General features: G+C 58.0%; 7 protein-coding genes. 5 read left to right on the forward strand and 2 right to left on the reverse strand.

The window, feature by feature from the left end:
• The first annotated feature begins 55 nt into the window (after nt 1-55).
• A complete protein-coding gene (locus tag C0Z18_RS31615) occupies nt 56-3,865 on the forward strand; it encodes a DUF748 domain-containing protein (RefSeq protein WP_102649398.1) in 3,810 nt (1,269 codons plus the stop codon).
• A gap of 365 nt (nt 3,866-4,230) precedes the next feature.
• Here C0Z18_RS31615 and C0Z18_RS31620 read toward each other — a convergent pair whose 3' ends face one another.
• Entirely contained in the window at nt 4,231-5,547 is a 1,317-nt protein-coding gene (locus C0Z18_RS31620) for a hypothetical protein (protein WP_233217579.1), read from the reverse strand.
• 573 nt (nt 5,548-6,120) lie between these two features.
• Here C0Z18_RS31620 and C0Z18_RS31625 point away from each other — a divergent pair.
• The 3 genes from C0Z18_RS31625 to C0Z18_RS31635 all read left to right on the forward strand — a co-directional run bounded on the left by C0Z18_RS31625 (nt 6,121) and on the right by C0Z18_RS31635 (nt 10,343).
• Nucleotides 6,121-7,593: a PIN-like domain-containing protein gene (locus tag C0Z18_RS31625; RefSeq protein ID WP_102649400.1), complete on the forward strand. Its 1,473-nt coding sequence runs from the start codon at nt 6,121-6,123 to the stop codon at nt 7,591-7,593.
• Nucleotides 7,594-7,939: 346 nt separating this feature from the next.
• Entirely contained in the window at nt 7,940-9,376 is a 1,437-nt protein-coding gene (locus tag C0Z18_RS31630) for a hypothetical protein (RefSeq protein ID WP_102649401.1), read from the forward strand.
• Nucleotides 9,377-9,716: 340 nt separating this feature from the next.
• On the forward strand, nt 9,717-10,343 hold the full coding sequence (locus tag C0Z18_RS31635; protein ID WP_102649402.1) for a tyrosine-type recombinase/integrase: 627 nt from the start codon (nt 9,717-9,719) through the stop codon (nt 10,341-10,343).
• A gap of 145 nt (nt 10,344-10,488) precedes the next feature.
• On the opposite strand, the gene C0Z18_RS31640 is transcribed toward C0Z18_RS31635, so the two are convergent.
• Nucleotides 10,489-11,757, reverse strand: a complete 1,269-nt coding sequence (locus C0Z18_RS31640) for a hypothetical protein (protein ID WP_146014152.1) — start codon at nt 11,755-11,757, stop codon at nt 10,489-10,491.
• Nucleotides 11,758-12,457: 700 nt separating this feature from the next.
• On the opposite strand from C0Z18_RS31640, the gene C0Z18_RS31645 reads away from it, so the two are divergent.
• The gene (locus C0Z18_RS31645; protein ID WP_199189599.1) at nt 12,458-14,539 is read left to right on the forward strand and encodes an AAA family ATPase; all 2,082 of its coding nucleotides are present in this window, start codon (nt 12,458-12,460) and stop codon (nt 14,537-14,539) included.
• Nucleotides 14,540-14,628 lie beyond the last annotated feature (89 nt).

Consider the following 14,628-nt stretch of genomic DNA (forward strand, 5'->3'; position numbering starts at 1 on the left):
ATAGAGCGTCGTAACAACGGCAGACGAGGCGAGCGAGCGTGACTGGAGTAGTGCGATGACGAGCGAACCGAAGGGCGGCGCGGTGAGCCGCCTGAAGGATAAGTTGGGGTCGCGCGGCGCTCGCCGCACGGCGATCGGCGTGGTGATCGCCGTGGCGTTGTACGGCGTACTGGGCTTCTTTGCGGCGCCGCCCCTGATTCGGCATATCGCCGAGCAACAACTCGGGCGTGCGCTCGATCGTCCCGCCACGATCGAGCGCGTCGCGCTCAATCCCTACACGCTTCGACTCGAGGTGGACGGCGTACGCGTCGCCGAGCGCGGCGGCGCCGGCCAATTCGCGGCCATCGAGCGGCTGGTGGTGCGCGCATCGTGGATGACGCTGCTGCGCTTCGCGCCGATCGTGACGGAACTGCGGATCGATTCGCCGAGCGTGAACGTGGTGCGCTACGACGCCCAGCGTTTCAACTTCAGCGACATCGCCGAGAAGTTCGCGAAGCCCTCGCAGCCGCAAACCGGGCCCACGCTGTTCTCGGTATCGAACATCGCCGTCGAAAACGGCCGCATCGCATTCGACGACCGTTTGCTCGGCGCTCACCACGTCGTCGACCAACTGTCGCTGGGCGTGCCGTTCATCGCGACTTTGCCTTCGCAGACGGATATCTTCGTCGATCCGCGCTTCTCCGCGCACATCGACGGCAGCCCGGTCGCGATCAACGGCAAGACCAAGCCGTTTGCTAAATCGCTCGAATCGGACGTCGCATTGACCTTCAGCGGACTGGACGTGCCGCGCCTTCTTTCCTACGTCCCGGCGAAGCTGCCGCTCGAAGTGCAAAGCGGCCAACTCGCCGGCGCGCTCAACTTGCGTTTCGTCATGTCGGCCGACAAGCCGACCCTCAAAGTCTCGGGCACGGCCGACCTGACCGATGCGCGCGTCGTCGACGCTGCGCACGCCCCGCTGTTTGCCGCGCAGGCGCTGCATGTCGCGGCGGCCGGAGTCGAGCCGCTCGCCGGCGTCTATCGATTCGACGACATCCGGCTCGATCAGCCGTCGTTGCATCTGACGCGCGAGCACTCCGGTGCCTTGAGCATCGTGAAAGCGTTTGCCGCACCTTCGCACCCGGCCGAAGCGAAGTCGATGCCGAGTGCGGCGGCTTCGTCCGTGCCGGCGCCGGTTTCCGCTGCCTCCGCTGCCTCCGCTGCCTCCGCTGCCTCCGCTGCCTCCGCTGCCTCCGCTGCCTCGGCGGCGTCGGGCGCGAGTTCGCCGCCGGGCAACGCCGTGTCGGACAAACCGGCCCCGCTCGACGTATCGATCAAGCATTTCGCCCTGAACGACGGGAACATCGCGTTGGAAGACCGTGTGCCGGATCGTGCCGTCGCGCTCGATTTGACGAGCTTGACCGCGACGCTCGACGATTTTTCGACGCTGGGGTCGAACAAGGCGCGCTATGCGATTCGGACTTCGCTGAAACAAGGCGGCGCCATCGCCGCAAGCGGCTCGCTCGGCTTGGCGTCGAAGCGGGCCGATGCGCAATTGAAGCTGGACGGCCTAGCCCTTACGCTGGCTCAGCCGTACCTGGACGGCGTAAGCGGCGCCCGTCTGACCGACGGCAAGCTCGACGCGGCGCTTCCGTTGGAGGCCGACTGGTCGGGCGCGACCACGCAACTGCGCGTCGGCGCGGGCGAGGTGACATTGGGCTCGCTGAAGGTCGCGAGCGCCGGCGCGGCGAAAGGGGCCGCACCGGCCATCGCCCTCTCGCAAGGACGCGTGGCCATCAAGAGCGTGGACCTCGCGGCGCGCTCGGCCGACATCGAGCGAATCGATGCAACCGGTCTGACTGTCTCCGGCACGCGCGAGAAGGATGGCCGCGTGAGTTTTGCCGAGCTTGCCCAACCGCCGCATTCGGCTAGCACGCAGGACACAGCGAGAGCAACGAAATCGACGAAAGCTGCGAAAGCGTCCGAAAGCGCGTCGCCGGGCTGGCGCTACCGGATCGGCGAACTCGTCGTGAAGGACGGCGCGGCCGACATCGACGACGAAGCCGCCCCGAGTCCCGCGAAACTGCACGTGGCGCCGCTCCAATTGAACGTGCGCGACGTCACCCAGGATCTGAGCCGTCCGCTGGCGGTCAAGCTGGAGGCGTCGCTGAACGGTAAAGGAACGTTGAACATCGACGGCAACGTCGTGCCGAGCCCGCTCGATGCCACGTTGGCGGTGGACGCGAACCGGCTCGATCTCGCGCCGCTCGAGCCGTATTTCGGCGGCAACCTGAACGCGAAGATCGCCAGCGCCGGGCTCAATGCGCGTGGCAAGCTCAAGGCGACGATGCCGAAGAGCGGTGCGCCGTCGTATGCGTACCGCGGTTTCGCGGCGCTCGTGGACGTGCGTTTGCTCGACCGCACGAATGGATCGCCGCTCGCCGGTTGGGGCACGCTCGGCATCGGCGGCATCAATGCGCGCTACGATGCGCACGGCGTCAACCTCGATATCGCCCGCGTCACGTTTGCACGCTTTTTCGGACGAGTACTGCTCGACCCGCAAGGCAAGCTCAACCTGAACGACGTGCTCGCGCGGCAACGCGAAGCGTCGAATCAGCCCGCGGACAAGCAGAAAGGGTCGACGAGTACCGCACAGGTCCAAACCCATGCGCCCGGCACGCCTTCCACGCCGCTGCACGCGCGTATCGGCGAGGTCGTGTTGCAGCAAGGACACGTGAACTACACGGACGATTTCGTTCAGCCCCACTACACGGCCGACCTCGTCGATATCACGGGCAAGATCGGCACGTTCGGAACCGATGTGGCCGCGCCGGCTCCCGTGGACATCAGCGCGAGCTTGGCGGACAACGGCCCGATCGCGATTCGAGGTACGGCCAATCCGCTTGCGTCGAAGCCGTCGCTCGATCTGACCGCGAGCGCGCACGACGTCGAACTGAAAAACCTCACGCCTTACTCGTTGAAATACGCGGGCTATCCGATCACGAAGGGCAGCCTGAACGTCGATCTGCATTACCAGTTGCAAAACGATCAACTAACGGCGCAAAACCATCTCGTCATCAATCAATTGACGTTCGGCGACCATGTCGAGAACACGACCGAAACGCACTTGCCGGTCCGGCTCGCTATAGCGCTGCTCAAGGATTCGCACGGTCGGATCGACGTCAACATTCCGGTTTCGGGATCGCTGTCCAACCCGCAATTCAGTTTGGGCAGCGTGATCTGGAGCGCGGTGAAACACTTGATCGAGCGGGCCGTCACCGCGCCGTTCTCGCTGCTGGCCAACGCATTGGGGGCGGGCGGCGACGGCGCCGCGAGCGCCGAGCATTTGCAGTACGTCGCGTTCGCGCCGGGCTCGGCCGCGTTGACCGACGCGTCGCGCGAGAAGCTCGATACGCTCGTGAAGTTGCTGACCGAGAAGCCCGACGTAAAGCTCGACCTGAGCGGCCGTGCCGACGACAACGTCGATATGCCGGGCCTACGGCTCGCGTACGTCGACGATCTCGTGCGGCGGGAAAAGGCGAAAGCTGCATCGGGCGCCGATCCCTCCGGCGTGACGGTGAGTCCCGACGAATACCATCGGTACTTGACGCAGGCCTACAAGGACGCGGATTTCAAAAAGCCGCGCAACTTCGTCGGTATGACGAAGACGCTGCCCGACGAGGACATGAAGCGAGCGCTCGCTTTCCATGCGCCTGTGAACGAGACCAGTTTGCAGGCGCTCGCCGAGCAGCGCGCGCAGAACGTGCGCCAGTATCTGAGCCAGAAAATCGATCCGAACCGGCTGAACATCGTCGCGCCGCATTTCGGGGTGGAGGGGATGAAGGATAACGGGCCTTCTACCAGGGTTGATTTGATGCCGACGTCTTGAGGGGGATGAGGACCCCTGAAAACCTCGCTGAACTTGTAGTCGGGGAGTTTTTCAACAGAATCGGCAACGAGCCGCCGGTCGAGGTCGCCATTCACTTCGAATAGCTAAGGTCTCGCCGGCCCCCGCTCAATGGCCGGTTTTCGGTTAGCGCATTGCCCGTGGCACTGGCTCAAGCCGGCCACTATGGGACGTTCGCAACGGTGAGCACATGGCCGTTCGAACGGCAGTTGCAGCCGAAGAGCGGCCTTTCATGTAGTCGTCACTGATACGCGCTTTCCCGGACGGGGCGGCGGCCGAACTCGCTGAATCACGTACTCGCGAAAGTTGGTGGAAAGATTTCCGCCTACGACGCGACTGCGACGAGGTCAGCTCAAACCGTTGAATTCGTACGTTGAACCGACCTTCTGGTAAGTGACGACCTTGATACCTGGCTTGCCTGAAATCGCTTTGCTATGACTGGCCTTCGGCTTTTCCGGGAGGACTAGGTAGCGGTTCACAGCGATCCCGAGCTCGTCCATAATGCACTCGCCGTGGATCAACAACTGCCCTACACCCGTGTACACATCCGTCGTCCGAGCCGAAGTCTTGACCTCGAATAGATCGACACTAGACGTCGCGACGATAGCCAGATCAATGGCTTGTGCTTTCTGGCTATCCCCCCCGCCTCTCAGTCGTGCTTCCAGGGCTCGGACAATCGCGCCGTGCTCGACGGTGCGTTTGCCGCCGCCATGTCCCTTGGTGCTCACCTCGCCGGAATACTCGTCGAAATAGGCCCGCAGTTTCAGAAGGCGCTCGGCGGGAGAAGTGGGTGCTGGGTCGCTCGCTTTTCCCCCGTTTGACCCGTTAGGACCGTTGGGGTCACGAGGTGCAGTGCTGACAGACTCGTTTTCCCCATCTCCATGCAACTCTTCTCCTAGGCGGGTCGCGACTTCTCGGGCTTCCTCAGCGAATTCCCATAACCGGTCGACCAGTTCAGGGTGGTTTAGCCCGGCGATCAAGATGACCCTCGAGGTCTTCTTGCGATGATCAGCCGCTTCGACGGTCGTGGCCGCAAACTCGCGGAACACTTTGTCCTTCGGAAGTCCCGCCCGACCTTTTGTCAGCTTGCCCCGGTGCGCCACGAAAATCTCGCCGTCGGCATCCCTGATAAAAGCGCCGGCCATGCGCCGGTTATAGGTACCCGCCGGAAAATTCAACTGCACTGCTATCTCGATCCACTTTGTGCTGCCCGCATCGGCGGAAAGCAATAAGTTCATGAGCTTGTCGGAATCGGAGCCCGCTGACCAAGCTCGAAGACCAGTGCCAGTCTGCGCCTCGAAGTACACCATGCCGGTTTGGTGGCCGGATGGGTAGGTTATCTCACGGCTCTCCTTGTAGGGGAGAGCCGCGCGCAAGTGCTTCGCAAGTTGCTTGTTCAATCGCGCGATTTCGGCGACATCTGTCACGACCTCGTAGTGCTCTTCCACCTTTATATCCCCACCACCTTGTTTTATTGAGCGACCATCATGCCAGACGACGTTGCCAAGTCGAAGCAGTCGTTGAGAAGAATGGATCGGCTTTTCCCATCTCCGGTGATAGGGAAGAGACCGAAGACATGCCGCACGTTCGCGAGAGTCAGCGTGCGGCCAGAAGCGGGCGCTCGCGATCGCCGTCACGCGGTCGTTCGAGCGGCGGCTCTGCATCGAAGCGCGGACCCTCACAGTCGGATTACTTGAGGCAGGTCATCGGCCTTTGTGGGTGTTCGGTCGTCGCCATCGATCGGGCGACGTCAGTTTGCTTTTCTGCCGTTCGGGCCTCCTCAATCGCAAACGCCCGGATGCGTACCTTTGATCAAATCGCGTTTGCGTTCCATTTTGCGAGCGCCATGATCCGCCGCTGGATAGCGGATTCCTGACGTGCGCCCGGCTGATCGACCAAGCAGATACCTGATTGCGTCGGTCCAATGTTGGCGCCAAATTTTCTTTCGTGCCGCGCACTGCATGGGGTGCAAGTGGGCAGATGCTCAAGTCCTCCCGCCGGACGACGAAAATCAAGGGGTTACAGATGAGAGTATTCGGCAAACCTTGTGCATTCGTCTTCGTATCCGCGCAGCTTCGAGACGGTCTACCCCAAAAACATTCCGTCCATATATACTTTAGCCAGCGGTGGCGACTGCCTCGGTCTGCATGATTGGTCCCATAGCAACCATTAAGTCATCGTCAGTGAGTTAATTCTCTTTAGTGACTTTTCTTAAGCGATCGATTGGTGGAGCTGGCATGCGCAAAGCGTTTTCGGGATTTTATAAACCGACCCCAGACGATCTTTTGGAACTGTGGCGAGAAGCAACGTTTGTGTTGGATGCTAACGTTCTGCTTAGTTTGTACAGGTATCCGCAGCAGGCCCGGGACGATCTCTTTAAGGTGCTAGAAAGCATCGCAAACAGGCTGTGGATCCCTTTCAATGTTGCACTGGAATTTCAGCGCAATCGAATTGCAGTTATTGCTGCCGAGAACGCGAAATTTGAGGAAACGGTGGATCAGCTCGACGCGGCGGAATCAAAACTAGTCGAGGCAGTTGAGAAGCTGGAGTTGGATCGTCGGGGCTTGGGAATAGACACTGCACCGCTGCGCGAATCGCTAAAAGGGGCGATTCAAGAAATAAGGAGCGCCGTAAGTGCGGGTAAATCGCGCCAACTGGCGATTAGTCACGATGACGAGGTGCGTGAACGCTTGGAATTAATTTTGCGCGACAATGTTGGTCGGCCGCCCACGAACCAAAAAGAAGTGGACGATCTCATTACCGACGGAGATTTCCGCTACCAGCGCAAAATTCCGCCAGGTTTTAAGGATTCGAGCAAAGCCCGCAACCCCACCGACGCCAAGTATTTTCATGATGGCATCGAATACACGGCCGAGTATGGTGATTTAATCGTTTGGAGGCAAGTCATTGCGCATGCCAAGAGGAATGGCCTTCAAAAAGTCGTGTTCGTTACAAACGATAAGAAGGAGGATTGGTGGCTGAGGGAGTCGGGAAAAACCCTTGGCCCGCAACCACAGTTGATTCAAGAGATACGTCGCGAGGCCGGCGTTGATGTCTTTTGGATGTACGCTGTTGATCAATTCCTCGTTCATGCGCGGCAATTTATAAATGCTGAGATTGACGAGTCTTCTGTAACGGAGGTCCGAGAGGCGGCGGCAAAAAATGTTAACTCAGAGGTGTCCGACAATCTCACTGCAACAGATGTCTCAACAAAAGAACTGGTAAGTGCCCTTCATATGTTGGGCGTAGGTACCGCACAATTGCCTGCGTATCAGCTGACCAAGGGACTCAAGAGGCGGCGCAGTATTCGATCGACGACTGGGCAGGATGTGCCTAGCGTTGTGCGGCAAGCGGCGCTGGCATGGGTTGACAACCAGCGAATTCCGACTGAGACGGTCGATACCCGTTTCGGGAGATTCCCAGAGTTCATTCTCCGAGACGGGTCTAGCGTTCGCGGAATTCATTGTGTATACGATGATTTGGGAGGCAGTGAAGTCAATCTCCTTAGCCTGTTTCTCGAATGCGTCACTTGCGTCGCTGCGGGAAGCTTTACGACAGTGACGATAGTTTTCGTCTCAATGCCATTTACAGATGGCATAAATGGGGCGTTGCGAAAGAAAGCCGGAGAATATGCATCGAACTTTCCATCGATCAAATGTGTTTATCTGCAATTCGACGATTCGTTTCGCGTGGTCGAAGTGAAGAATTGATGTATTGGCGTAAATTCACCGCAGAACGGCTCGAACATCTGATGTGAGTCGAGCGCGCGTTAGTTGGGACGATCTGTAGGCAGATCTCGATAGCATGGGGTCCGCGATAATCCAAAGGGACGCTGTGAATAGATCAATCCAGTTTTTCGAGTCTCAAAAAGTGCGCTTGTGGCTCCCGTTCGAGAAGTCGTTTGTCGAGTGCGCTATCACGCCAGCTCATCGCCCGAGTACTTCTCCTCGAAGGACGCTGGCTAGTGCTGTTGGCGTGCAGATTCGCCGTGCCGACCTAGTGGCACTTCGAGCTTTTCCTTGACGGGTCATGTCAACCGAGGGATGGTTATAAACGATGGGTGCTCGAAAAATACTCACTATTGGCTTCGAGCTGGCGTCCGACGACAGCGAATATGCGTCGTTCGACTCCAAACTGTCATTGCTCGATTGGGATATCATTCTTGTCAAGCCCAAGCTTGGGGACTTCTACGCTTATAGCGACGATTATTATCAGGGTAAGCGCAGCCTTAGTGACAGCAGTTCATTCCGCTTGAAGGAAAGTTCGGAGCACTGGCGACGGGAGATCAAGCAAGCGGTTGATGCAGGTAAAACGGTAATCGTTTATCTGGCACCACTCCAAGAAGTATATATTGATACGGGGCAGCGCTCGTACTCTGGTACAGGCCGAAATCGGCAAACTACTCGCCACGTCGCTCTCTTTACGAACTATCAAGCAATTCCGGCAGCGTTCTCTCCTGTTGCCACCAGTGGGACATCAATGAAGCTCGTCGAGAAGGGAGCCGAAGTGCTAGCTTCTTATTGGAAGGAGTTCGAAGGGCAATCGGCCTATGAAGTTCTTCTCGAGGGCGAAAATGTGCCTTCGTGCCTGATGACACGCGCAGGCGACAAGCCTGTGGGCGCGCTCTATCGAAGCAAGGCATCTTCTGGTGCGCTTCTCCTTTTGCCGGACATTGACTTCGACGACGAACGCTTTATCGAGGAGGATGAGAGCAACCGAGTCTGGACCACCGCTGCCTCACAGTTTGCTGGCAGGTTCGTATCTGCTATCGTTGCCCTCGACAAGGCGCTTCGCTCCAGTTCTGAGATCACCCCGGAGCCGCTCTGGGCTGCCGACTCCAGCTATGCGCTTGGCCCTGAATCAGCACTCAAATTGCAGTTGCTGGAAGCCGAGCGAAAGGTCGAGGAGGCGCAGCAGGAAAAGGAAGCCGTGGCGGATCAACTTGTAGCCGCAGGGAAATATCGTGCACTATTGTATGAAAAGGGAAAATCACTAGAGCGAGTCATTATCGATGCTCTTCGCCTTATGGGCTTTGAAGCGGCGTCGTTTAAAGAATCCGATTCCGAGTTCGATGTTGTTTTCGAAAGTGATGAGGGGCGCTTGATTGGCGAGGCAGAGGGAAAGGACAATAAAGCTGTCAATATCGACAAGCTCCGGCAATTGTCGATGAATATTCACGAAGACCTTCAACGAGACGAGGTCACTTCGCCCGCAAAGCCTGTTTTATTCGGAAACGGATATCGCTTGCTGCCCATCCGAGACCGCCCGGATCCCTTCACTGAAAAATGTCAAAGCGCCGCGACAATTTCGTCAACGGCGCTGGTGCATACACCGGACCTATTCAATGTTGTTCAGCATCTCCTCGGCGAAAGCAATCCAGAGTTCGCACGCGAATGTCGCCGGGCGTTGCTCTTTTCAACCGGCCGAGTCTCGTTTCCTGAAGCGGCGACATCATCGAGACCATCTACCGGTGCCCAGACCAACGAATCATAGACAGTAGCCGCGACCGTGCGGTCCGCGAATCGCTACCCACTGTATGCAAATGACGTCGTGACCGAAATGCGCTGGGTTAGCCCCCTGATCCTGAGGCGCTGCTGTCCGAAGGCACGACGCCTCCATCGTCGGCAATGCGCTGCGTTCAAAGCGCGGCAGCCAGCGCGCATCAACGTCGGCTAGGGCTGGGAGCTTGCCGACCAACTGCGCGGGGCGAGGGTCTGTTGGACCCGGGAAGCTGTCATTGCGACGTTAGGAGTTCGAACGACCGCTCCGGGTCGGCCTGCGACCGCCCGACGCGGCGCACACTCAATCTCCATTTGCTTGAAAGGGGACGGTCGTGGAATCCGAGAATGTCGTGGTTGTCCACCGCGTGCCGTGGAACAAGGGCAAGCTCACCGGGGAGAAGCCACCGTTAAAGCTTCGGGAAATCTGGGTGATTCGGAGGAGACTTCAGATGGCGTCGAACGTTCGTGAGCTCGCGATGTTCAATCTCGCGATTGATAGCAAGCTGCGGGCGTGCGACCTCACGCGGTTACGGGTCCAGGATGTCCGCCACGGAAGCCAGGTGGCGTCGAGAGCGACCGTCATGCAGCAGAAGACCCAGCGTCCGGTGCAATTTGAGATCACGGAACAGACTCGTGAGAGCCTCGAAGCGTGGATCGAAACCCGGGGACTGAAGGCGGCCGATTTTCTGTTCCCGAGCCGGGTTCATACGTCACCGCACCTGTCGACGCCGCAATATGCCCGGCTGGTACGCCGCTGGGTCGCATCGATTGGCCTCGACGATACCGCAAGCGGTACCCACACGATGCGCCGCACGAAAGCTTCGCTGATCTACCGGCGGACGAAGAACCTTCGGGCCGTGCAGTTGCTGCTCGGCCACACAAAGCTGGAAAGCACGGTTCGCTACCTGGGAATCGAGGTCGACGATGCCCTCGAGATGGCGGAGCAGACCGAGGTTTGATCGCATCTTGGCCGGCGAGCGGTCGCTTGCCGGCCAGGAAGCGTCGTTCGGTCGTAGCATACGTCAGCCGTTCAGACGTCGGCTCCAAACCCGGAACCGGCCAATCGATGTTGATATGCCAAATCTGTCCAGATCAAGCAGCATGTTATGTACGTAAACTTGGAATCACCGGTAAAAAAGCATCGACGTCATCCGGGCCGCTATACTTTTCCAGACAGCTTAAATACTGAAGCAATACTTTCGCCGAAAAATCAATACTGAACTGCTTCGAGACGGGCAACTCTTGTAAAAGACCTAATCGCCCACCGTGACTAAGTTGAGATCGTCCATCATCGTAAATTGCCGTTACAGCGCTCTCCAATGACATGCCGTTGTTCGAAACGACATCTGATTTTTCCAGCCCGAATAGCCCGCAGCAAAGGGTCAGAATTCCCCCAGCCTTTTTCCCCTGAGTCAAAATATCAAGCGCTATCCCCGCTTTCACCAGTGATACAAACTCGGCCGGTTCTCGCCGTGCCTCACCGAACCAATACATCGCCTCGACCCATCGCTTTTTGAGAGTAGGGACCGGCCCCGGTGTGTTGTGATTCACAAAAGCATAGAGCGCCTTGCCAGCACTACTGCGGAGTCCGGCTGTACGGTCCAGTAGTTCGTGATATCGGCCCGCTCCGCCTTTCAGGCCGGGCATGTCGAGCGACCAAGACGTTGGAATGTCACGCCCTCGGACTTGCAATAGCTGGTGGCTGAGTGTTGCGCCTTTCGCGTCGCCTGGCCCCCTAAGGTCTAACGCGTCGAGATGACCGAGCGCCAACCCAAAGGCGTCGATAGCGACGCGCACAGCGACCTCGGCGCAGGTTCGAGATAACTTCGCAAGTCTATCGGGCACCTCAACGACCGCGATCCATCGGCACGCGCCTACTTCGTCGCACGTTGATTTTGCCTTCCACTGATCGTCGATCGATTTCTGCTGTTCCTCAGAGCTGATCGTTGCTGGATCCCAGACAGGCGCCCCCGGACGAAGCGCTTGACCTTGAAAGTAAGCTCTAAGTGGTCGTACCCACCCCAGCGATAATTGTGCATTGGATTCTACCAAGTCCAGCCAATCAACGCGGGACATGAAGCGAACAGGACCAATTTCAAACTGCGGCGCTTCCGGACTTTCGAAAACGTGGCAAGGAAAGTAATGCATCGTCGTCTTCGACAGGCTAGCTACGCGTTCGCTGAGTATTTTTTTGAAAACGCGTTTAAATTTGGGGTCAGCATCAAATCGATCACGATACGCGCCTGAGATAATATGCCCAACGATAGCGATTGCAAGTTCGCGAATTTCATGTGTCGATATTGAGGCTCGTGCCGATGGTGTGTTCTGCAGCCACAGTTCGCCGATATCCCCAATCGCGCGTAGAGCATCCATCGTAGTGTCGATGTGCGACCCATCGCCTAGTGGGATATTGGGCGGTAACAGCTTGAACTGACTACGCCATCGTCCCAATTCGTCAGGTGACATTTCTTGGATTCGTCGAGTCTCCGAAAATACCGTTTCAAAGAGCTCATCGTAATTGCGACTTATCGATGCCATGTGTACAGTCAACTTGGACTAGGTGCCATGATTCTACTCGAATCACGAAGAGCTGCCATCGGCGGATGGCCCTTGGTGGTTTCGGTCCCCTTGGATCCGGAATGACTCTTCTACCCCGGAGGTTGTCATGGCGGCGCACGGAGTCATAAGGGCGGCTCTGGGTCGGTTGGGGGCGCACGTGGATCGCCGAGCTGCAGCAGAACAGGGCCAATATCGGCCCGCAAAAACTCCGGCGTGATTTCCAGAGTTGAAATTGACCCTTGTCAGACGGGGCGGAGAGACCTCCGCATCATTGCCGAATGGCCTGAGAGTGCGTTGGGTGATAGCGTGCTCGTGAGTCGGCTGAAAGTTGCTTTGGCCGGTGGAGGTTACCAGCGCCCCGAGGCTCCGGCGCGATCTTCGCCTGCTGGCGAAGACGGGACCTTCATCCGGTGCGCCGCTGTGACATTGGCGCGGCAGTTCCACCTCGCAAGCCATCAAGCAGTTGGTGCGGGCGGACGCCAGCCCAGACACTCTGTCGAGACGTCCTATTATCATGTCCATCTCCAGCGCGCAGAAGCCGGTTGCGCTGCCATATAACTACCTCGACGGGGGCAGGATGAAGTTGATCAAGTATCGGGTAACGAATTTCCGCTCCGTGAAGGACAGCGGCGATATTGATGCCGGCGACGTCGCCGCGCTGATCGGCGTCAACGAGTCAGGAAAAACGAATTTGCTGCTTCCGCTTTGGAAGCTCAATCCTGCCCGCGAAGGTGAGATTCAACCGACATCGGATTACCCGAAGACGATGTTCGCGGATGTGCGTGCCAACCCCGGAAACGTTCGATTCATCAGTGCCGATTTTGATGCCAGCTCTCTCAGAGACAATTTGATTGCTCTCACGAAACTGGACGTTGCACAACTGGAGGTTGTGCGTGTTGACCGGTACTTCGATGGTAAACATGCAATCTCGTTCCCGCAGTTTGCGCCCAAGACAACGGTCGCTGCCTCGGAGATCAAGTGCGAATTGACGACCTTAACCACGGCCGTTCAGCGAACAGATGCGCTCAAGAGCGAAGAAGCACTTAAGTCGACGATCGTTGACGCCGTTCGCGCTTTGGCCGAACCCATCAGGCAAGACTGGACTGCGCAGGACCTCGATGCCGCCATCGAATCACTGAAGAAGTTGTTGCCAGACCAGCCGGCCAAGACGTCGACGATCGTTCCTCGTACGCAGCAGACGATTGATGTCCTGACCGAATGGTTGTCCAACATCAGGTCGCCGGCCCCCGAAGACATCGAAGGCGTTCGAGATCTAGTCCTGAAAGCGCTCCCGAAGTTTGTGTACTACTCGAACTATGGAAATCTGGACTCGGAAATTTATCTCCCGCATGTGGTCCAGAATCTTGAGAGAAAGGATCTGGGGGCCAAGGAGGCGGCGAAAGCTCGGACCCTCCGCGTGTTGTTCAGCTTTGTTCGCCTCCAACCGACGGAGATCCGTGAGCTTGGCCGCGACTTCAAAGATCCGAGCAATCAGAATCGGCAGCCCACGGAAGACGAGATTGCAAGGATCGCTGAGCGCAAGCGAGAGCGCTCCATCTTGCTACAGTCTGCGGGCACGACTTTGACCAAGGAGTTCAAGTCCTGGTGGAAACAAGGCGACTACCGCTTCCGATTCGAAGCGGATGGCGATCATTTCCGCATCTGGGTATCAGATGATCGACGTCCGGAAGAAGTGGAGCTTGAGAATCGCAGTACGGGGCTGCAATGGTTCCTGAGCTTCTACCTCGTGTTCTTGGTCGAAAGCCAGGGCGACCACGAAGACGCAATTCTTCTACTCGATGAGCCAGGCCTATCCCTTCATCCCCTTGCCCAGCGCGATCTGTCGGCCTTCTTCGATGGGTTGACCAAGACCAACCAGATCATATATACGACGCACTCGCCGTTCCTCGTCGATCCCGACCGGCTGGATCGAGTGCGGAAGGTATATGTCGCTGCGGATGGCTCGACCGAGTCTTCGCCGAATCTGCGTCAGTCGGGTGCGGACCCGGCACATGCCGGGGCAGCGTACGCCGTGTACTCCGCACTTAACCTGAACGTCGCTGAAAGCTTGCTACTGGGCTGCTGTCCAATCGTTGTGGAGGGAGCCTCCGATCAGCACTATCTGACGACGATTAAAGCGCTTCTTATCGGTGCGGGGAAGATCACACCTCGCCGAGAGCTGGTTTTCCCGCCCGCAGGTGGGACCAAAACGCTAAGGATCACCGCTGGAATATTGACTGGCCGAGACGAGACGCTTCCGGTCGTTTTGCTGGATGGCGATCAAATGGGCAGCAGGATGGCGGCAGAGCTGAGCAGCGGCATCTATAACGGTGAGGAGGGGAAGGTCCTATCAACGGACGAATTCGTTGGCTTCAAAGGCTCAGAGGTAGAGGATTTGATTCCCCATCAGCGTTTCGTAGAAGCTGTAGACCGCATTTTGCGCACCCCGGAACAGCAGTTTTCGGAAATCGCGTCAATGGGGAAGCCAATCGTGCCGCAGGTTGAGGCATGGGCTAAGCGTGAAGGCGTCGAACTCACGCCTGGCTGGAAGGTGGAAGTGAACCGCCCCGGACTTGGTGGAGGCTCCAACTCTTGAGAGAATGGAGCCATGAACAAGTCGAACAAGTTTTCTGCTGAAGTCCGCGAGCGTGCTGTGCGCATGGTGCGAGAGCATCGGGACGAGTA

Source organism: Trinickia dabaoshanensis (genome assembly GCF_002879885.1).
GTDB classification, from domain to species: domain Bacteria; phylum Pseudomonadota; class Gammaproteobacteria; order Burkholderiales; family Burkholderiaceae; genus Trinickia; species Trinickia dabaoshanensis.

What these genes read in the sequence shown, in the direction of transcription:
- C0Z18_RS31615 (WP_102649398.1), top strand. Translation starts at nt 56, where the DNA reads ATGACGAGCGAACCGAAGGGCGGCGCGGTGAGCCGCCTGAAGGATAAG.
- C0Z18_RS31620 (WP_233217579.1), bottom strand. Translation starts at nt 5,547, where the DNA reads ATGCAGAGCCGCCGCTCGAACGACCGCGTGACGGCGATCGCGAGCGCC.
- C0Z18_RS31625 (WP_102649400.1), top strand. Translation starts at nt 6,121, where the DNA reads ATGCGCAAAGCGTTTTCGGGATTTTATAAACCGACCCCAGACGATCTT.
- C0Z18_RS31630 (WP_102649401.1), top strand. Translation starts at nt 7,940, where the DNA reads ATGGGTGCTCGAAAAATACTCACTATTGGCTTCGAGCTGGCGTCCGAC.
- C0Z18_RS31640 (WP_146014152.1), bottom strand. Translation starts at nt 11,757, where the DNA reads ATGGATGCTCTACGCGCGATTGGGGATATCGGCGAACTGTGGCTGCAG.
- C0Z18_RS31645 (WP_199189599.1), top strand. Translation starts at nt 12,458, where the DNA reads ATGTCCATCTCCAGCGCGCAGAAGCCGGTTGCGCTGCCATATAACTAC.